General features: G+C 58.3%; 16 protein-coding genes and 1 pseudogene. 11 read left to right on the forward strand and 6 right to left on the reverse strand.

Annotated elements, in window-relative coordinates:
• From L466_RS16140 to hycI, 6 genes are all read left to right on the forward strand, one after another.
• Positions 1-924, forward strand: a complete 924-nt coding sequence (locus L466_RS16140) for a respiratory chain complex I subunit 1 family protein (RefSeq protein WP_032680405.1) — start codon at positions 1-3, stop codon at positions 922-924.
• A gap of 15 nt (positions 925-939) precedes the next feature.
• Entirely contained in the window at positions 940-2,649 is a 1,710-nt protein-coding gene (hycE, locus tag L466_RS16135) for a formate hydrogenlyase subunit HycE (protein WP_020883834.1), read from the forward strand.
• A 94-nt stretch (positions 2,650-2,743) separates the two neighbouring features.
• Positions 2,744-3,286 (forward strand): formate hydrogenlyase complex iron-sulfur subunit, encoded by a 543-nt coding sequence (locus tag L466_RS16130; RefSeq protein ID WP_014171363.1) that lies wholly within the window; start codon positions 2,744-2,746, stop codon positions 3,284-3,286.
• Entirely contained in the window at positions 3,286-4,053 is a 768-nt protein-coding gene (locus L466_RS16125; RefSeq protein ID WP_014171362.1) for an NADH-quinone oxidoreductase subunit B family protein, read from the forward strand. The genes L466_RS16130 and L466_RS16125 overlap by 1 nt, the downstream gene beginning before the upstream one ends.
• Entirely contained in the window at positions 4,050-4,460 is a 411-nt protein-coding gene (locus L466_RS16120) for a formate hydrogenlyase maturation HycH family protein (RefSeq protein WP_032680406.1), read from the forward strand. Before L466_RS16125 ends, L466_RS16120 begins: the two co-directional genes overlap by 4 nt.
• On the forward strand, positions 4,453-4,908 hold the full coding sequence (hycI, locus tag L466_RS16115; protein ID WP_032680407.1) for a hydrogenase maturation peptidase HycI: 456 nt from the start codon (positions 4,453-4,455) through the stop codon (positions 4,906-4,908). The genes L466_RS16120 and hycI overlap by 8 nt, the downstream gene beginning before the upstream one ends.
• A gap of 87 nt (positions 4,909-4,995) precedes the next feature.
• On the opposite strand, the gene L466_RS16110 is transcribed toward hycI, so the two are convergent.
• Together L466_RS16110 and ascF are read right to left on the reverse strand one after the other, a co-directional pair.
• Positions 4,996-6,420 (reverse strand): 6-phospho-beta-glucosidase, encoded by a 1,425-nt coding sequence (locus L466_RS16110; RefSeq protein ID WP_032680408.1) that lies wholly within the window; start codon positions 6,418-6,420, stop codon positions 4,996-4,998.
• A gap of 18 nt (positions 6,421-6,438) precedes the next feature.
• Positions 6,439-7,890 carry a PTS cellobiose/arbutin/salicin transporter subunit IIBC gene (gene ascF / locus L466_RS16105; RefSeq protein ID WP_032680409.1) on the reverse strand — a complete coding sequence of 484 codons (1,452 nt, stop codon included), beginning with the start codon at positions 7,888-7,890 and terminating at the stop codon, positions 6,439-6,441.
• 214 nt (positions 7,891-8,104) lie between these two features.
• On the opposite strand from ascF, the gene L466_RS16100 reads away from it, so the two are divergent.
• The 4 genes from L466_RS16100 to L466_RS16085 all read left to right on the forward strand — a co-directional run bounded on the left by L466_RS16100 (position 8,105) and on the right by L466_RS16085 (position 13,051).
• The gene (locus tag L466_RS16100; protein WP_032680410.1) at positions 8,105-9,118 is read left to right on the forward strand and encodes a LacI family DNA-binding transcriptional regulator; all 1,014 of its coding nucleotides are present in this window, start codon (positions 8,105-8,107) and stop codon (positions 9,116-9,118) included.
• A 134-nt stretch (positions 9,119-9,252) separates the two neighbouring features.
• On the forward strand, positions 9,253-9,798 hold the full coding sequence (gene hydN / locus L466_RS16095) for an electron transport protein HydN (protein WP_023308960.1): 546 nt from the start codon (positions 9,253-9,255) through the stop codon (positions 9,796-9,798).
• A 6-nt stretch (positions 9,799-9,804) separates the two neighbouring features.
• Entirely contained in the window at positions 9,805-12,027 is a 2,223-nt protein-coding gene (gene hypF, locus L466_RS16090) for a carbamoyltransferase HypF (RefSeq protein ID WP_032680411.1), read from the forward strand.
• 1 nt (position 12,028) lies between these two features.
• Positions 12,029-13,051, forward strand: coding sequence for a HoxN/HupN/NixA family nickel/cobalt transporter (locus L466_RS16085; protein WP_032680413.1), 1,023 nt, complete (start codon positions 12,029-12,031; stop codon positions 13,049-13,051).
• 121 nt (positions 13,052-13,172) lie between these two features.
• On the opposite strand, the gene norW is transcribed toward L466_RS16085, so the two are convergent.
• Entirely contained in the window at positions 13,173-14,306 is a 1,134-nt protein-coding gene (gene norW / locus L466_RS16080) for an NADH:flavorubredoxin reductase NorW (RefSeq protein WP_032680414.1), read from the reverse strand.
• Positions 14,303-15,741, reverse strand: a pseudogene (gene norV / locus L466_RS16075) (anaerobic nitric oxide reductase flavorubredoxin). The gene norW and the pseudogene norV overlap by 4 nt, the downstream one beginning before the upstream one ends.
• A gap of 186 nt (positions 15,742-15,927) precedes the next feature.
• Here norV and norR point away from each other — a divergent pair.
• Positions 15,928-17,442, forward strand: a complete 1,515-nt coding sequence (gene norR, locus L466_RS16070; RefSeq protein ID WP_020883845.1) for a nitric oxide reductase transcriptional regulator NorR — start codon at positions 15,928-15,930, stop codon at positions 17,440-17,442.
• Here the strand turns inward: norR and gutQ are convergent.
• Positions 17,439-18,404 (reverse strand): arabinose-5-phosphate isomerase GutQ, encoded by a 966-nt coding sequence (gene gutQ / locus L466_RS16065; protein WP_014171349.1) that lies wholly within the window; start codon positions 18,402-18,404, stop codon positions 17,439-17,441. The two genes, norR and gutQ, sit on opposite strands and share 4 nt — an antisense overlap.
• The gene (locus L466_RS16060; RefSeq protein ID WP_014171348.1) at positions 18,397-19,170 is read right to left on the reverse strand and encodes a glucitol operon DNA-binding transcriptional repressor SrlR; all 774 of its coding nucleotides are present in this window, start codon (positions 19,168-19,170) and stop codon (positions 18,397-18,399) included. The genes gutQ and L466_RS16060 overlap by 8 nt, the downstream gene beginning before the upstream one ends.
• Between the last annotated feature and the right edge of the window lie 12 nt (positions 19,171-19,182).

The raw sequence follows: 19,182 nt of genomic DNA on the forward strand, positions 1-19,182 counted from the left end.
ATGAGTCTGTTACTGGCAATACTTCAGGCGCTGGTGCTATTTGCCATGGCGCCGTTGCTCTCCGGGGTGAGCCGCGTGGCGCGTGCCCGGATGCATAACCGTCGCGGGCCTGGTGTACTCCAGGAGTACCGTGATTTATTCAAGCTGATGGGACGTCAGAGCGTTTCCCCGGACGCGGCAGGGTGGGTCTTTCGCCTGACACCGTTTGTGCTGGCTGGCGTCATGCTCACCATCGCCACGGCGTTACCGGTCGTCACCGTCGGGTCGCCGCTGCCGGTGCTGGGTGATCTCATTACGCTTATCTACCTCTTCGCCATCGCGCGCTTCTTCTTCGCGATTGCCGGCCTCGATACCGGCAGCCCCTTTACCGGGATTGGTGCCAGCCGCGAGGCCATGCTCGGCGTGCTGGTTGAGCCGATCCTGCTGCTCGGCCTGTGGGTCGCTGCGCAGGTCGCGGGGTCAACCCATATCAGCTTTATCACTCATACCGTGTATCACTGGCCCGTGGACCGTTCCCTTCCGTTGCTTTTGGCGCTCTGCGCCTGCGCATTCGCGACGTTTATCGAGATGGGCAAACTGCCGTTCGACCTCGCGGAAGCGGAGCAGGAGCTGCAGGAAGGTCCGTTGACCGAGTACAGCGGTTACGGCTTTGCGGTACTGAAATGGGGCATCAGCCTCAAACAGCTGGTGGTGCTGCAGATGTTTGTCGGTGTCTTCTTCCCGTGGGGGCAGATGACGCACTTTTCCGTAGCCGGCCTGGTGCTGGCGATGGTCGTTGCCGCGCTCAAGCTACTTGTCGGCGTGCTGGTGATTGCCCTGTTTGAGAACAGCATGGCGCGTCTGCGTTTTGTGGCGACGTCGCGCATCACCTGGGCCGGTTTTGGTTTTGCATTTTTAGCGTTCGTCTCCTTGCTGGTGGCGTGATTAAAGAGAGTTTTTATGTCTGAAGAAAAGAAAGGTCAGCAGTATCTCGCCGCGTTGCACCAGGCCTTCCCGGGCGTGGTGCTGGAGGAGTCCTGGCAAACCAAAGACCAGATAACGGTGACCGTGAAAGTGAACTACCTGCCGGAAGTGGTGGAGTTTCTCTACTACCAGCAGGGTGGCTGGCTGTCAGTGTTGTTCGGCAACGACGAGCGTCAGCTGTGCGGAAACTATGCGGTTTACTACGTGATGTCGATGGAGCAGGGCGAGAAGTGCTGGCTCACCGTGCGTGTCGAAGTGGATCCCAACAAACCGGAATACCCGTCTGTCACCCCGCGCGTGCCCGCCGCCGTCTGGGGCGAGCGTGAAGTGCGCGATATGTATGGTCTGGTCCCGGTTGGGCTTCCGGATGAGCGCCGTCTGGTGCTGCCGGACGACTGGCCAGACGAACTCTATCCCCTGCGCAAAGACAGCATGGATTACCGTCAGCGTCCGGCCCCGACCACCGACAGCGAGACTTACGCGTTCATCAATGAACTCGGCAGCAAAAAGAACAACGTGGTGCCGATAGGCCCGCTGCACGTCACGTCTGACGAGCCGGGCCACTTCCGCCTGTTTGTCGACGGCGAGAATATTATTGATGCCGACTACCGCCTGTTCTACGTCCATCGCGGGATGGAAAAGCTGGCGGAAACCCGGATGGGATATAACGAAGTGACGTTCCTCTCTGACCGCGTGTGCGGCATCTGCGGGTTTGCCCACAGTACCGCCTACACCACCTCGGTGGAGAACGGCATGGGGATTGTGGTGCCGGAACGCGCGCAGATGATCCGCGCCATCCTGCTGGAGGTGGAGCGTCTGCACTCGCACCTGCTGAACCTCGGTCTGGCCTGTCACTTTGTCGGTTTTGACTCCGGCTTTATGCAGTTTTTCCGCGTACGTGAAGCCTCCATGAAGATGGCGGAGATCCTGACCGGGGCGCGTAAAACATACGGTCTGAACTTGATCGGCGGGATTCGTCGCGATCTGCTGAAAGATGACATGATCCAGACCCGCCAGCTGGCGCAGCAGATGCGTCGCGACGTTCAGGAGCTGGTGGATATGCTGCTCAGCACGCCGAACATTGAGCAGCGTACCGTCGGTATTGGCCGGCTGGATCCGCAAATCGCCCGCGATTTCAGTAACGTTGGCCCCATGGTTCGTGCCAGCGGCCACGCCCGCGATACCCGCGCCGATCATCCATTCGTCGGCTATGGCCTGCTGCCTATGACCGTGCACAGCGAGCAGGGCTGCGACGTTATTTCGCGTCTGAAGGTGCGTATCAACGAGGTCTTCACCGCGCTGAACATGATCGACTTCGGTCTGGATAATCTGCCGGGCGGTCCGCTGATGGTCGAGGGCTTCACCTACATTCCAAACCGCTTCGCGCTGGGGTTTGCCGAAGCCCCGCGTGGAGACGATATCCACTGGAGCATGACCGGTGACAACCAGAAGCTCTACCGCTGGCGCTGCCGTGCGGCAACCTACGCCAACTGGCCAACCCTGCGCTACATGCTGCGCGGCAATACGGTATCCGATGCGCCGCTGATCATTGGCAGCCTCGATCCGTGCTACTCCTGCACCGACCGCATGACGGTGGTGGATGTGCGCAAGAAGAAAAGCCAGGTGGTGCCGTACAAAGAGCTGGAGCGCTACAGCATCGAGCGTAAGAACTCGCCGCTGAAATAGGGGATTTTGTGCAGGCTGATGCCCTCACCCTGACCCTCTTTTTGATGAGAGATCCGGGGTGCGGAGCTCAGGCAGCACATAAGCAGGAGTCAACATGTTTACCTTCATCAAAAAAGTGATCAAAACCGGTACGGTGACCAGCCGCTATCCGCTGGAGCCGATGCCGGTCGATAAAAACTTTCGCGGCAAGCCGGAGCACAACCCGCAACAGTGCATCGGCTGTGCTGCCTGCGTTAACGCCTGCCCGTCAAATGCCCTGACGGTGGAAACCGATCTGAAAACGGGCGAGCTGGCCTGGCAGTTCAACCTCGGGCGCTGCATTTTCTGCGGCCGTTGCGAGGAGGTTTGCCCGACTGTGGCGATCCGTCTTTCGCAGGAGTACGAGCTGGCGGTCTGGAAGAAAGAGGATTTTCTGCAGCAGTCGCGTTTCGCGCTCTGCAACTGCCGTGTCTGCAAACGCCCGTTTGCCGTACAAAAAGAGATCGACTACGCCATCGCGCTGTTGCAGCACAACGGTGATGCCCGCGCGGAGCATCATCGCGAAAGCTTTGAAACCTGCCCGGACTGCAAACGGCAGAAATGCCTGCTGCCGTCGGACCGCATCGATATTACCCGTCATATGAGAGAGGCCAGCTGATGGAAAACCTGATCGGCCCACGCGACGCTAACGGCATTCCGGTGCCGATGACGGTGGAGGAATCCATCGCCAGCATGAAGGCCTCGCTGCTGAAAAACATTAAACGTTCGGCCTATGTGTACCGCGTGGACTGCGGCGGCTGCAACGGCTGTGAGATTGAGATCTTTGCCACGCTGTCGCCCCTGTTCGACGCCGAACGCTTCGGTATTAAAGTGGTGCCTTCGCCGCGTCATGCGGACATTTTGCTGTTTACCGGTGCCGTTACCCGTGCCATGAGATCGCCAGCATTACGTGCCTGGCAGTCCGCACCGGATCCAAAAATCTGTATCTCTTACGGTGCTTGCGGCAACAGCGGCGGCATCTTCCATGACCTGTACTGCGTCTGGGGTGGCACCGATAAAATTGTTCCGGTGGATGTCTACATTCCCGGTTGTCCGCCAACGCCTGCGGCCACGCTGTACGGTTTTGCCATGGCGCTCGGGCTGCTGGAGCAGAAAATACATGCCCGTGAACCGGGTGAACGCGACAACCAGGCTGCCGCAATTCTGCACCCGGATATGGTGCAGCCGCTGCGCGTGAAGGTCGATCGCACGGCGCGCCGGCTCGCGGGGTATCGCTATGGTCGCCAGATTGCCGACGATTATCTGCGTCTGCTGAGCCAGGGCGATCATCAGGTCACGCGCTGGCTGGAGGCGGAAAACGATCCTCGTCTTAATGAGATCGTCGCGAACCTGAATCAGGTGGTGGAAGAGGCGCGTATCCGATGAGTGAAACGGTGGTGTTCAGTCAGCTGAGCCGTAAGTTTATTGATGAGAACGATGCCACGCCGGATGCGGCGCAGCAGGTGGTCTATTACAGCCTGGCCATTGGGCATCACCTCGGGGTGATAGATTGTCTCGAAACGGCATTAAGCTGCCCGTGGCCTGACTATCTGGCGTGGATCGCCACGCTGGCGGAGGGCAGTACGGCGCGCCGCAAAATGGAAGGCGTGCCGAAGTACGGTGAGATCGTTATCGACGCCAACCACATTGCGATGCTCGCCAGTGCTTTCGACGCCGCGCTGAGCGTGCAAACCCCGCAGCAGCAGACCTGGAGCAAAATTTTGCTCAGCATGCTGCATGATATTCATCAGGAGAGTGCCATCTACCTGATGGTGAGGAGATTACGTGACTGATGTTTTACTGTGTGTCGGCAACAGCATGATGGGCGACGACGGCGCGGGCCCGCTGCTTGCACAAATGTGTGCCGCGCATCCGCAGGGTGAATGGGTGGTTATTGACGGCGGCAGCGCACCGGAAAACGATGTGGTGGCGATCCGTGAGCTGCACCCGGACAGGCTGCTGATTGTGGATGCAACCGATATGGGACTTAATCCGGGGGAAACTCGCCTGATTGATCCGGATGACATCGCCGAGATGTTTATGATGACCACCCACAATATGCCGCTGAACTATCTGGTCGATCAGATTAAAGACGATGTGGGGGAGATATTGTTTCTGGGCATTCAGCCGGACATCGTTGGGTTTTATTATCCGATGACGCCGCCGGTGAAAGAGGCCGTCGAAGAGGTTTACTCCCGGCTTGCCGGATGGCGTGGGGACGGCGGTTTTTCCCGACTGTGAGCAGTGCCGGGTGGTGGTAGCTTCCACCCGGCCTGGACACCTCCTCGCCCGCATCTTGTGGGAGAGGGCGGAGGAGAGAGCAACAGCCTACGCCAGATCCGCGCCGTTACTTGCAATGACCTTCTTATACCACCAGAACGATTTCTTACGCGTTCTGTTCAGCGTACCGTTGCCCGCGTCATCGCGGTCAACATAGACAAACCCGTAGCGTTTGCTCATCTCGCCCGTGGATGCGGCCACCAGGTCAATACAGCCCCAGGTGGTGTAGCCCATCAGCGGCACACCGTCTTCTATGGCATCGCCCATCGCACGAATATGTTCGCGCAGGTAGCTGATACGGTAGTCGTCATTAATCTCACCGTGTTCATCCATGACGTCTTTCGCGCCGAGGCCGTTTTCCACCAGGAACAGCGGCTTCTGATAGCGGTCGTACATCATGTTCATGGTGATGCGCAGCCCCAGTGGGTCGATCCCCCAGCCCCATTCGCTGACCTGGATGTGCGGGTTGCGCAGGGATTTCACGATATTCGCCGCATTGGTATTACTGGCGTTCATGTCCGCCGACGCGCAGCGCGAGGCGTAATAGCTGAACGACACAAAATCGACGGTGTTTTTCAGCAGTTCATCGTCGCCAGGGTCTTTGACAATCACCACCCCTTTTTCGCGGAACACGCGGGCAGAATAGGCCGGGTAGCTGCCGCGCGCCTGCACGTCGATAAAGAACAGGTTTTCGCGGTCTTTCTCCAGCGCCATCCACACGTCTTCCGGTTTGCAGGAGTAGGGGTAGAAGTTGCCGCCGGCCAGCATACAGCCGACCTGGTTTTCCGGGTTCACCTCATGGGCGATTTTGGTCGCCAGGGCGCTTGCCACCAGTTCGTGATGCGCGGCCTGATATTTTACCTGATCTTCGTTCTCACCCTCTTCAAACACCAGCCCCGCGCCGGAGAACGGGCTGTGTAGCATGATGTTGATTTCGTTGAAGGTGAGCCAGTATTTCACCAGACCGTTAAATTCTTCGAAACAGGTACGGGCATAGCGGGCAAAGAAATCGACCATCTTGCGGTTGCGCCAGGATCCATACTCCGTGACCAGGTGCATCGGTACGTCGAAATGACACAGGGTGACCAACGGTTCGATGTTGTATTTTTTGCACTCTTCGAACACTGCGCGGTAGAAGGCAATCCCCTCTTTATTGGGAAGCGGCTCATCGCCGTTCGGGTAGAGGCGGCTCCAGGCAATCGAGGTACGAAATACCGTAAAGCCCATCTCCGCCATCAGGGCGATGTCTTCTTTGTAGCGATGGTAAAAATCAATCGCCTCGTGGCTCGGGTAAAACTCGTCGTCACGCAACGTAAAACGTTTTTCCTTACCGACCTTCACCGCCAGACGATTCGCGCCGTGGGGGATCATATCGACCGTCGTCAGTCCTTTGCCGCCTTCACGGTAAGCCCCTTCACTCTGGTTGGCGGCAAGCGCGCCGCCCCATAAAAATCCTTGTGGAAAAACAGACATCTTTACCTCGCTATAAATTTAGACTTGTGCTGCTTTGGCCTGAACCGGAGCGCTCTGCAGGGCGCGTGCTTTCTCAGCCTCGTCTTCGACCGGGATATCTTCAAAACCTAAAATCAGGGTCAGAACAAACGAGAGCACAACCGCCAGCGCCATGACCCCGAATACCCAGACGATGGTCATTGGGTTGGCCGGATCGAAGAACTGTACGCTGGTAAACAGCCCCGGCGCCGCCATTGAATGGCTGGCAAGACCGGCTATGCCAGCCACTGCCCCGCAGATGAAGCCGCTGATAAGGCTCGCAATCAGCGGGCGTTTCAGACGTACCGCCACACCATAGAGGGCAGGTTCTGAAATGCCTGCCATGATGGCAGAAGCCGCTGCCGCCAGCGCCGTCTGGCGCAGTTCCGGGTTTTTCGTTTTCCACGCCACCGCCAGCGATGAACCGCCGAGCGACAGGTTGGCTCCGATTTCCGACGGCATAACCATTCCCTCTTTGCCCGTCTCGGCAATGGTCTGAATGATCGTCGGCGTAAATACGCGGTGCATCCCGGTCATCACCAGCAGCGGCCAGAGGGCGCCCATAATGGCCACGGAGAGCCAGCCCAGATAGCCGTGAATAGTGTAGACCAGCGCTGAAATCGCGCTCCCGATCCAGATCCCGAGCGGCCCTATCAGCACAATGGCGAGCGGGGCGGCAATCAGAACGATCAGCATCGGTTTAAGGAAGTTTTTCGTGACCGCCGGCGTAATACGATCAACCCAGCGTTCGATGTACGACAGGCACCAGGTCATCACCAGCGCCGGGATGACCGTGTAGGTGTATTTCACTGCCGTCACCGGAATAAAGGCGAATTCAACGTGCTCGCCCTGTGCGGCTTTCGCCATCAGTTCGATAAAGCCCGGGTGTACCAGCACGCCCGCGATGGCAATCGCCAGCGACATGTTGGTTTTGAATTTCACTGCGGCAGAGGCGGCGACCATCAGCGGCAGGAAGAAGAACGCGCCATCGCCAATCAGCGTCAGAAGGGTGAGCGTCGGTGCCCCTTTTTCCAGCGCGCCGGTCATCTCCAGGATCATTGCCAGCAGTTTGACCATTGAACCGCCGATGATTGCCGGGATCAACGGTGACATGGTGCCGATCAGCGCATCGAGGATCCCGGCACCGATGCGGCGCAGGGTCATTTTTTGCGGGCCTTCCGGTACGGCAGGCTGCAGGTCGGTGGGCAGCAGGCTCACCACTTCGCGGTAGGCCTGAGACACGGTGTTGCCAATGATCACCTGGCACTGGTTGTCGTTGCGGACCACGCCGAGCACGCCGTTAATGCTTTTCAGGCGTGGGGCATCGGTGAGGCTTTCGTCTTTGAGGACGAAACGCAGTCGCGTCATGCAGTGGGTGACGGCGACGATGTTGTCTCTGCCGCCGAGCGCGCTGACAACGTCATTCGCCAGCGCAGCGTAATTTTTGGCCATCGGATGTAATCCTGTTATCGTTGTGAGAAATGTAGGAAACCGGTTCCACATAATCATCAATAGTTTCTTTGAATGAAACAAGATCACATTTTGTACATTTTTTCATTTCGTGATGATGATCACCTGGAGGGGTAAAAAGCGTGATATCGCCGCTGCGACAATTTTTCTGCAGTGCAGTACACTGCGCCCTGGTAGTTTCAAACGGAAGATTACGATGACCACGATGCTTGAAGTCGCGAAGCGGGCAGGCGTTTCGAAAGCGACGGTTTCCAGGGTATTGTCGGGCAATGGCTACGTCAGCCAGGAGACCAAAGACCGGGTGTTTCAGGCGATTGAAGAGAGCGGCTATCGCCCGAATTTGCTGGCACGAAATCTGGCGACCAAACGTACCCAGACGCTGGGTCTGGTGGTCACCAACACCCTTTATCACGGCGTCTATTTTAGCGAACTGCTCTTTCACGCCGCCCGCATGACGGAAGAGAAAGGGCGGCAGCTGATCCTGGCGGACGGTAAGCACAGTGCGGATGAAGAGCGCGAGGCCATTCAGTATTTGCTCGATATGCGCTGTGACGCGGTGATCATTTACCCGCGTTTCCTGAGCGTGGATGAGATGGACGATATCGTTGAGAAATGCGAACAGCCGATTATGGTCCTTAACCGCCGCTTACGAAAAAACAGCAGTCACAGCGTCTGGTCAGATCATAAAGCCTCCTGCCAGGACGCCGTGTCGCAGCTGATTCAGAAAGGGCACCGGGAGATTGCGTTTATCACCGGTTCGCTGGATTCCCCCACGGGCGTTGAGCGTCTCTCGGGCTACAAAGACGCCCTGGCACAACACCAGATCCCGCTGCGCCCGTCGCTGATTGCGCAGGGGAAATGGAACCCGGCCAGCGGTGCGGCAGCGGTGTCTGACCTGCTTTCGCGCGGTGAAACCTTCTCGGCGCTGGTGGCGAGTAATGACGATATGGCGATTGGTGCCATGAAACAGCTGCATGAGCGCGGGATCGCCACCCCGGATGCCGTGTCGGTGATTGGCTTTGACGATGTGGCCATCGCCCCCTACATCGTCCCCTCGCTCTCCAGCGTGCGCATTCCGGTGACGGAGATGATCAAAGAGACCATTAGCCGCCTGATCTTCCTGCTGGATGGCGGTGAGTTTAAGTACCAGCAAACCTTCTCCGGCGAGCTTATCCTGCGTGACTCGGTCATTGACGGGCCTCACCGCTGATGTCGACAGCTGTCATCGTCAGAAGTGACGATGACAGCCCTACTGTCATTTTATAAACTGCATAAAATCAACAGGTTAATAATTGGCACGGTTTATGTATATCTCCGCGCAGGACTGTAATGCTGGAGAAGCAGATGAACCGTTTTATTATGGCCGATGCCAGTAAATGCATTGGCTGCCGTACCTGTGAAGTGGCGTGTGTGGTTTCCCATCAGGCGGAGCAGGATTGCGCATCGCTCACCCCTGATACCTTTTTACCGCGGATCCACGTCATTAAAGGCGTGAATATCTCCACGGCCGCTATCTGTCGCCAGTGTGAGGATGCGCCGTGCGCTAACGTCTGCCCAAACGGGGCCATCAAACGTGAGAAAGGATTCGTGCATGTGATGCAGGAGCGCTGCATCGGCTGCAAAACCTGTGTGGTTGCCTGCCCGTACGGTGCGATGGAAGTCGTGGTGCGTCCGGTTGTGCGCAACAGCGGCATGGGGCTGAGCGTGCGCGCGGAAAAAGCGGAAGCCAATAAATGCGACCTCTGCTACCACCGTGACGCCGGCCCGGCCTGTATGGAAGCCTGCCCGACGCACGCCCTGGTCTGCGTGGATCGTGACAAGCTTGAGCAGATGAGCGCGGAAAAACGTCGTCGTGCCGCGTTCGACACATCATCGTCACTGCTGTTTTAAGTCGCGATGGGCGATAACGGCGTACAGTTGCGGGTGCGCGGCAAGGTGCAGGGGGTAGGGTTTCGTCCCTTCGTCTGGCAGCTGGCGCATCAGCTACAGCTGACGGGTGACGTTTGTAATGACGGAGAGGGCGTGCTGGTGCGTCTCGCGGGTAATGGGGGGGCCTTTACCGCGAGGCTGCATCAGGACTGCCCACCGCTGGCTCGTATCGATGCTGTCGACAGCCAGCCGTTCACCTGGGCAACGGTGCCACAGGCATTCACCATTCGCCATAGCGCGGGCGGAGCGATGGACACCCAGATTGTGCCGGATGCCGCTACCTGCCCGGCGTGCCTGGCTGAAATGCGCGATCCCCGAGCGCGCCGTTATCGCTATCCGTTTATCAACTGTACCCATTGCGGTCCACGTTTTACCATCATTCGCGCCATGCCCTATGACCGCCCGGCCACGTCAATGGCGGCATTTCCCCTCTGTGAGCCGTGTGAAACCGAGTACCGCAATCCCGCTGACCGCCGTTTTCACGCGCAGCCGGTAGCCTGTCCGGATTGTGGACCCGAGCTGGAATGGCGCGCGGGCGAGACCGTTGCCACCCGCGAGTCTGCGCTGAGTGCGGCGGTCCACATGCTCAAAAATGGCGGGATTGTCGCCATCAAAGGGCTGGGCGGTTTTCACCTTGCCTGTGACGCATCCAACGCGCAGGCGGTGGCAACCCTGCGGGCGCGCAAACAGCGCCCGATGAAGCCACTGGCGGTCATGATCCCGCAGGCGGAGGGACTGCCGGAATCAGTGCAAACGCTGCTGCGCTCGCCTGCAGCGCCCATCGTGCTCACGCCAAAAGCATGGTGTCCTCCGCTTCCTGACGCGATCGCGCCAGGGCTGGACACCGTTGGACTGATGCTGCCCGCTAACCCGCTACAGCATGTGCTGATGATGGACTGTCAGCGCGCACTGGTGATGACCTCCGGCAACCTCAGCGGGCGTCCGCCGGCCATCACCTGCCAGCAGGCACTGGATGAACTGGGCGACATCGCTGACGGATTCCTGCTGCACAACCGCGACATCCTGCAGCGTATGGATGATTCCGTGATGGATCAGGACGGTATGATGCTGCGTCGCGCGCGCGGTTTTGTGCCGGATGCCATCACGCTGCCCGCCGGTTTCAGCGCTGTCCCGGCGATGGTGTGCACCGGTGCTGATACGAAAAATACCTTCTGTCTGGTGCGCGGTAACCAGGCGGTACTGAGTCAGCACTTTGGCGATTTGAGTGACGACGGTGTCGAGGCCCAGTGGCGTTCTGCGCTGTCGATGATGCAGCAGATCTATGCGTTTCAGCCGCAGCGCGTGGTATGCGACGCCCATCCGGGCTATCACGCCCGACAGTGGGCGCAAGCCCAGGCTTTGCCGATCGACACCGTGCTTCACCACCACGCTCACGCGGCGGCATGCATGGCAGAAAACGGCTGGCCGCTTGAGGGCGGAGATGTCATTGCCCTGACGCTGGATGGGATCGGCATGGGCGAAAACGGCGCGCTGTGGGGCGGGGAGTGCCTGCGGGTAAGCTATCTCGACTGCGAACGTCTGGGCGGTCTGCCTGCGGTTGCGCTGCCGGGCGGGGACAGGGCTGCCATGCAGCCGTGGCGCAATTTACTCGCCCACTGCCTGGCGTTTGTGCCGGACTGGCAGCAGTACCCGGAAACGCGTGACGTTCAGCGGCAAAACTGGCCGCTGCTGGCTACGGCCATTCAGCGCGGTTTAAACGCGCCGCTGGCCTCATCCTGCGGACGTCTGTTCGACGCGGTGGCCTGCGCGCTCGGCATCACGTCAGAAACCCAGAGCTATGAAGGTGAGGCCGCCTGCCGGCTTGAAGCGCTGGCCGCGCAGTGCCACGACGTTCAACATCCGGTTACGCTTCAGGCCGAAAACCTTACGCGCTTCTGGCAACAGTGGCTGAACTGGCAGGCGGAACCCTGCGAGCGGGCATGGGCGTTTCACGATGCGCTGGCGAAAGGGCTGGCGGAGCTTGTCACCTCCCATACCCGGCGACTGGGGCTTTCCACCGTATGCTTCAGCGGCGGCGTGTTACATAACCGTCTGCTGCGCGCGCGACTGCGCCATTACCTCTCAGACTTCACGCTGCTTTTTCCTCATCATCTGCCGTCAGGTGACGGCGCTATCTCCTTCGGGCAGGCGGTGGTTGCTGCCGCCCGGTCATGTTCACAAAGGATGTAAAATGTTACGACTCTTACGCAATGAACCCCGCGCGGCGTTTCTGCTGCTGGCTCTGGTAGTGGCTAATCTTCTGGCATGGGGCTGGGCATGGCAAACCTTCAGCGGCAGTACGGCGCTGATGGCCGCCAGCCTGCTGGCCTGGTGTTATGGACTCCGTCATGCGGTGGATGCCGACCACATCGCGGCCATTGATACCGTCACGCGTAAGATGATGCAGCAGGGTAAACGCCCTTCCGGCGTGGGGGCGTGGTTCTCTCTGGGACACTCCACCATTGTGGTGCTGGCCTCCATTGCCATTGCGGCCACCGCCACGGCGTTTCAGAAGAATATGGCATGGTTTCATGAAACCGGCAGCCTGATTGGCACCGCCGTTTCTGCAACGTTTCTGCTGGCGATGGCGCTGGTCAATCTGGTGATTTTGCGCGGCGTGTGGCGTAATTTTCAGGCGCTGAAGAACGGTCAGGTCACGCGTGACGACATCACGCTTCCGGCATCAGGCGGAGTCATGAACTGGCTGTTTGGCGCAACGTTCCGCCTGGTGAACAAGAGCTGGCAGATGTACCTGGTCGGTTTCCTGTTTGGTCTGGGGTTTGATACCGCGACGGAAATCGGTGTGCTTGGGATTTCAGCCGCCAGCGCGTCAAACGGGATGTCAGTCTGGTCCATCATGATCTTCCCGGCGCTGTTTGCCAGCGGTATGGCGCTGGTCGATACCCTCGACAATCTGCTGATGGTCGGTGCTTACGGCTGGGCGTTTAATAAGCCGCAGCGCAAGCTTTACTACAACATGACCATCACCGGTACCTCTGTGGTGGTGGCGCTGTTTATCGGCGGGCTGGAAGCTCTGGGTCTGTTGATGGATAAGTTTGCCCTCAGCGGAGGCCTCTGGGATCGCATTGGCGCAGTTAATGACAACCTCGGTAACGCCGGGTTCGTGGTGGTCGGGCTGTTCGTTGCCTGCTGGCTGATTTCCATGATCAACTATCGCTGGCGCGGCTACGATGCGCTTGTCGTACGTTCCTGACGCGGCGTCTGAACATCATTGTCGTTATCTGGATAAACGACGTTGAAAAAAAAGCCCCGGGACATCGGGGCTGTGGACCATAAAATCCAAAGGTTACGTTAGCGTGGCAGGCGAATCAGCGTTAAGCGGGTAATGATTTCAGCAGAGCGAAAGCCTCCTTCATCCGGTCTTCGCTCACCACAAAGGCGCGCATCTGTCCTTCGCTGTCGCACCCACGAGCCACCATTCCCTGAGGTTCAATGGTGAGTTGCCAGTGCAGGTCCGGACGCTCGGTTTCGCCTGCCAGGTGCAGCGGGAGTGCCGGCGTTTTTACTTTTACCAGCATGGCGGGTAATTTCAGTGGCGCACTGCCGCCAGACAGGTTTTTCGCCAGGTACATGGCGCTCAGTTGAATGGGCTGCAGGAAGGGCAGGACCTGTCCGTTAATTTCAGCGCAGTCACCCAGGGCGTAAATATCGGGCTGCGTGGTTTGCAGGTAGCTGTCTACCTTCACGCCACGACCTGTTTCCGCGCCGGCGCGATGCGCCAGCGCCGTTTCCGGACGCAGGCCCGTGGCGGCAACCACCACATCCACCTCAACGCTGCGGCTGCGGTCGAGCGTTGCATGAATCCCACTCCCGGTTTTCTTCAGGCTTTGCAGCTGGGATTTCAGCAGCAGATGTACGCCCATATCGGTCAGACGATGCTGTAAGCGACTACTTACTTCTGCTGGCATCAGCGCCGACAAAATGCTTGCCGCATGGTCGACCAGGGTGACGGATTTACCCGCCCGGCTAAAATCCATCGCCAGCTCTGTGCCAATCAACCCTGCGCCGACAATCATCACCCGCTTCGCGTCACGCAGCAGGGTTTCACTGGCCTGATACGCCTGCTGGCTGTTGAGGGTGATCATCAGTTCCCGGCCTTCCACCGGAGGTACAAAAGCAGACGCCCCTGTCGCCAGTACCAGCTTGTCGTATTGCCAGGTTTTGTCTTTTGCTTTCACCACATGGGCGGCGGCGTCGATGTCGGTTATCCAGGTGTGCGGAAATAACCGCAGACTAAACTGTTCCGCGAACGCCCCCGCGGTCTGGCGGGTGAGGTCTTCGGCTCGCTGATTCTGGCTGATAACGTGGCTTAAATCAGGCTTGTTGTACTCGTCCATGCTGTCGGCGGCAATGAGCGTCAACGGCACGCTGGCGTCTTGTTTGCGAATGTTTTTCACCAGCTGGCGGGCGGCAAAGCCCGAGCCGATGATAACGATACCGTGGTTCATTGTGCCTCCGTCGCCAGTTCGTCAAAGACCTCTTTTCCCAGGGAACATTCCGGGCAGAGGAAATTGTCCGGCACGTCGCACCAGGGGGTACCGGGGGCAACATCCTGTAGCGGCTCGCCCTGTGCCGGGTCGTAAATCCACTGGCAGACGCTGCACTGCATGCGAGGGCCAACGTCAGCGACCGCTGCGGCGCAGGCTTGTTGCGGCGCGGGGTTTTTGGCGTTCATGTCGGGAGCGGCGCGAGCGCCCACTGACGCGCAGTGTCACGGCCATGCTGGCGGCACAATTCAAGCGCGTCGATGTCCGGACGCCATTTCGCCTTCAGGCTCATGGACATCTCAAAACCGGCATCCTGCAAACGCGTGGAGAGCCGGTCTACTGCGCCGCCGCTCCAGCCGTGGGAGCCAAATGCACTGGCCCGTTTATTACGAAAGCGCAGGCCGGTCATCTCTTCCACAAGGCCCGCAATTTTCGGCATCATCACGTTGTTCATCGTGGAGGTGCCCACCAGCACGCCCTTGGAGCGGAAGACGTTGGTCAGGATCTCGTTTTTATCGCTACGCGCCACGTTGAAGATTTTCACCGCCACGTTCGGATCGACTTCGTTAATACCCTGCGCAATGGCGTCCGCCATCATGCGGGTGTTATTAGACATGGTGTCGTAGAAAAGCGTGATACGGTCTTCCTGATAATCCGCGGCCCATTTGAGGTACAGCTCCACGATCTGGGTGGGGTTTTCGCGCCACACCACGCCGTGAGAGGTGGCTATCATATCCACGGGCAGGTTAAAGCCGAGGATTTCGGTGATTTTTGGCGTCACCAGACGGCTGAACGGCGTCAGGATATTGGCGTAGTAGCGCTGACACTGTTCGAATAGCTCAGTTTGATCCACTTCGTCGTTAAACAGGCGCTCGTCACAATAGTGCTGGCCGAAGGCATCGTTGCTGAAAAGCACCGCATCGCCGGTCATGTAGGTCATCATACTGTCGGGCCAGTGCAGCATCGGGGTTTCAACGAAGATCAGCTGTTTGCCGTTGCCGATATCCAGCGTGTCGCCGGTTTTGACGGTGTGGAAATTCCACTCCGGGTGGTGATGGTGGCCGTTAATCGAGTCGATGGCGTTGGTGGTGCAGTAAATCGGGGTGTCGGGAATGCAGGACATTAACTCGGTCAGTGCCCCGGCATGATCCTCTTCCGCATGGTTAATGATGATGTAGTCGATATCCGCAAGATCGATTTCACTGCGCAGATTTTGCACGAACTCCCGGCTGAATTTGTGATCGACGGTATCGATGAGCACGTTTTTGCCTTCACGGATGAGATAGCTGTTGTAGCTGCTGCCGCGCAGCGTTTTGTACTCCGTTCCGTGGAAGTCACGCACTTCCCAGTCACGTTGACCAACCCAATGAATGTTATTTTTAACCAGAATAGACATAGCAACCTCAATTAATACGGCGTTTTTCAAATAAGATGTCTAGCCTTTATCAAGTTGCGTGCCAGTTTTCATATTGCTGTTTTTTATGGTTTTTTAATTTTATCATCCGTAATGGGTAGTCAATATGACTATCTGATTTATGGTCATTGTGACAATATGAATGGTCAAAATGACAGTGAGGCGCAGATGAGCTTTTCCGTGGACGTACTGGCAAAAATTGCCATTGAACTGCAAACCGGTATCGGTCATCAGGACCGTTTTCAGCGGCTGATTTCGACGCTGCGCCAGGTGCTGGCGTGCGATGCGTCGGCACTGCTGCGCTACGACGCCCGGCAGTTTATTCCGCTGGCTATCGACGGGCTGGCGCAGGACGTTCTTGGGCGACGCTTCTCCCTGGAAGGCCATCCGCGTCTGGAAACCATCGCCCGGGCCGGTGACGTGGTGCGCTTTCCGGCGGACAGTGATTTGCCCGACCCTTACGACGGGCTGATCCCGGGGCAGGAGAGCCTGAAAGTTCATGCCTGTATCGGTCTGCCGCTGTTTGCCGGACAAAACCTGATTGGGGCATTAACCCTCGACGGCCTGTCGCCGGATCAGTTCGACACCTTTAGCGATGAAGAGCTGCGGCTGATTGCCGCGCTGGCCGCCGGTGCGCTGAATAACGCGCTGCTGATCGAACAGCTGGAGAGCCAGAACATCCTTCCCGGCAGCCCGTCGGCGTTTGAACCGGTGGCACACACGGAGATGATTGGGCTGTCACCGGGGATGGTGCAGCTAAAAAAAGAGATCGATATCGTGGCGGCCTCGGATTTAAACGTGCTGATTTTCGGGGAAACCGGCACCGGTAAAGAGCTGGTGGCGAAGGGCATCCACGAAGCCTCGCCGCGCGCGGTCAACCCGCTGGTGTACCTCAACTGCGCCGCGCTGCCGGAAAGCGTGGCGGAAAGTGAACTGTTTGGTCACGTCAAAGGGGCGTTTACCGGGGCGATCAGCAACCGCAGCGGCAAATTCGAAATGGCGGATAACGGCACGTTGTTCCTTGATGAAATTGGCGAACTGTCACTGTCACTTCAGGCCAAACTGCTGCGCGTCCTGCAGTACGGCGATATTCAGCGCGTCGGCGACGATCGCAGCCTGAGAGTCAACGTGCGTGTGCTGGCGGCAACCAACCGCGACCTGCGCGAAGAGGTGTTGGCCGGGAATTTTCGCGCTGACCTGTACCATCGTCTGAGCGTGTTTCCGCTTACCGTGCCGCCGCTACGCGAGCGCGGTGACGATGTGGTGCTGCTGGCGGGTTTTTTCTGCGAGCAATGTCGGTTACGAATGGGCCTTTCCCGCGTGGTATTAAGCCCCGGCGCGCGAGCCCATCTGATGCGCTACGGCTGGCCGGGTAACGTACGCGAACTGGAACATGCGATTCACCGCGCCGTGGTGCTGGCGCGGGCGACACGTTCGGGAGATGAGGTGGTGATCCACGCGCGGCATTTCGCATTGCACGATGACACCGCTTCGTTCGTTACGCCTGCCGCGCCGGAAATGGCCCATGAGAACCTGCGGGAAGCAACAGAAGCGTTTCAGCGTCAGACGATCGCCCGCGCGCTGGAGCAGAATAACCGCAGCTGGGCGGCGTGCGCGCGAGCGCTGGAAATGGACGTCGCCAACCTGCACCGGCTGGCGAAACGTCTGGGACTCAAAGGTTAAATAATCCCGGCCTGGTAGAAATCCTGCAGGTTGATGGCGCCGCACAGCGTGCCGTGCTCATCCACCACCGGCGCGGCGGTGATTTTGCGTTTCATCAGCACCTCTTTGGCTTCGATGGCGCGGCTCTCGGCGTTCAGGGTCAACCCGCCCCGGGTCATCGCTTCCGAAACCTGGGATTCCAGCTTGCCGCCGCCCACCAGCCAGCGGCGCAGGTCGCCGTCGGTAAACACGCCTTTAACGCTACCGGTTTCATCGCACACCGCTACCAGACCCAGCCCGGTGCGGCTCAGTTCCAGCATCGCATCCATTACGCTGGTGTTGAGTTTGACCTGCGGAATGGCCTCGTCGGTCCGCATCAGATGATGAACTTTATTGAGCAGTCGCGCACCGAGCGCGCCCGCCGGGTGCGAGCGGGCAAAATCTTCTTCGTTAAAGCCGCGTGCCTGCATTACCGCCATTGCCAGCGCGTCGCCCATCATCAGCGTATTTACGGTGCTGGAGGTGGGGGCGAGGTGCATCGGGCAGGCTTCGCGCTCAACGGAGATATCAAGCGTGGCCTTGGCCGCCAGTGCCAGCGGTGAGCGGGATTTACCGGTCATCGCCAGCAGCGCGACCGATTTTTCCTGCAGACGCGGGATGATGAGATCCAGCTCTTTGGCCGAACCGGAGTAGGAGATAAACAGCATCACGTCGCGGCTTTCAATCATCCCCAGATCGCCGTGCAGCGCTTCAGCCGGATGCACGAAGAACGCCGGTGTGCCGGTGCTGGCAAGCGTAGCGGCAATCTTTTTGCCGATATGACCGGACTTGCCGATCCCGGAGACCACCACTTTACCTTCGCACTGGATAATGGTGTTTGCCGCGCGCACAAAATCCTCGCCCAGACGTTCCGGCAGGCGGCTGGCTTCCTGCAGCTCCAGCATCAGGGTCTGGCGGCCTGCGTTTAACAGAAAATCACTCATCTCTCTCTCCGGTTACAATCACGTCGATCCCTTTCTCTTCCAGCGCTTTTTTGAACGCCGGGTCGATACCTGCGTCGGTAATGAGCTTATCGACGCTTTCAAGGCTGCAGACAATGTTGGGACTTTTACGGCCAAACTTCGACGAGTCTGCCATCAAAATCACTTCGCGCGCGGCGTTGCACATCGCTTTGCTGACGCTGAACACCTCGTTAAAGGTCGTCACGCCGGCGTTCAAATCGATACCGTCCGTGCCCATAAAGAGTTTATCAAAGCTGAAGTGTTCAAAGGCGTTTTCCGCCAGTTGACCGTGAAACGACGCAGATTTTTTACGGAACGTCCCGCCGGGCATCAGAATGGTTTGCTCGCTGTCGAACTCCGACAGGGCGTTAACGATGTGCAGACTGTTGGTCATCACCGTGATGTTGTTAAAGCGGCTGAGCATCGGGATCATCTGCAGCACGGTGCTGCCTGCATCAAGGATAATGGAGTCGCCATCATGGATAAATTTTACGGCGGCCTCGGCAATCAGCGCTTTCTGGTGAGTATTGATCAGCGTTTTGTGATCGATAGGCGGGTCGGCTTCATCTTTGTTGAGCATCACGCCGCCGTAGGTTCGGATGACTGCACCAGAGTTTTCGAGCAATACCAGATCCTTTCGTATTGTCGTGCCGGTGGTGTCAAAGTAGTGGGCCAGTTCTTCTACCGAGCATTTTCCCTGCTTTTGCAGATGCTCCAGAATGGCCGCCTGACGCTGACGTGGTTTCATAGGCGCTCAATT

This window comes from Enterobacter sp. BIDMC 30 (genome assembly GCF_000534355.1).
GTDB lineage: Bacteria > Pseudomonadota > Gammaproteobacteria > Enterobacterales > Enterobacteriaceae > Enterobacter > Enterobacter ludwigii.

What these genes read in the sequence shown, in the direction of transcription:
- hycE (WP_020883834.1), top strand. Translation starts at nt 940, where the DNA reads ATGTCTGAAGAAAAGAAAGGTCAGCAGTATCTCGCCGCGTTGCACCAG.
- L466_RS16125 (WP_014171362.1), top strand. Translation starts at nt 3,286, where the DNA reads ATGGAAAACCTGATCGGCCCACGCGACGCTAACGGCATTCCGGTGCCG.
- L466_RS16085 (WP_032680413.1), top strand. Translation starts at nt 12,029, where the DNA reads ATGTTACGACTCTTACGCAATGAACCCCGCGCGGCGTTTCTGCTGCTG.
- L466_RS16100 (WP_032680410.1), top strand. Translation starts at nt 8,105, where the DNA reads ATGACCACGATGCTTGAAGTCGCGAAGCGGGCAGGCGTTTCGAAAGCG.
- L466_RS16110 (WP_032680408.1), bottom strand. Translation starts at nt 6,420, where the DNA reads ATGTCTGTTTTTCCACAAGGATTTTTATGGGGCGGCGCGCTTGCCGCC.
- norR (WP_020883845.1), top strand. Translation starts at nt 15,928, where the DNA reads ATGAGCTTTTCCGTGGACGTACTGGCAAAAATTGCCATTGAACTGCAA.
- L466_RS16120 (WP_032680406.1), top strand. Translation starts at nt 4,050, where the DNA reads ATGAGTGAAACGGTGGTGTTCAGTCAGCTGAGCCGTAAGTTTATTGAT.
- L466_RS16060 (WP_014171348.1), bottom strand. Translation starts at nt 19,170, where the DNA reads ATGAAACCACGTCAGCGTCAGGCGGCCATTCTGGAGCATCTGCAAAAG.
- ascF (WP_032680409.1), bottom strand. Translation starts at nt 7,890, where the DNA reads ATGGCCAAAAATTACGCTGCGCTGGCGAATGACGTTGTCAGCGCGCTC.
- norW (WP_032680414.1), bottom strand. Translation starts at nt 14,306, where the DNA reads ATGAACCACGGTATCGTTATCATCGGCTCGGGCTTTGCCGCCCGCCAG.
- L466_RS16130 (WP_014171363.1), top strand. Translation starts at nt 2,744, where the DNA reads ATGTTTACCTTCATCAAAAAAGTGATCAAAACCGGTACGGTGACCAGC.
- hydN (WP_023308960.1), top strand. Translation starts at nt 9,253, where the DNA reads ATGAACCGTTTTATTATGGCCGATGCCAGTAAATGCATTGGCTGCCGT.
- L466_RS16140 (WP_032680405.1), top strand. Translation starts at nt 1, where the DNA reads ATGAGTCTGTTACTGGCAATACTTCAGGCGCTGGTGCTATTTGCCATG.
- hypF (WP_032680411.1), top strand. Translation starts at nt 9,805, where the DNA reads ATGGGCGATAACGGCGTACAGTTGCGGGTGCGCGGCAAGGTGCAGGGG.
- gutQ (WP_014171349.1), bottom strand. Translation starts at nt 18,404, where the DNA reads ATGAGTGATTTTCTGTTAAACGCAGGCCGCCAGACCCTGATGCTGGAG.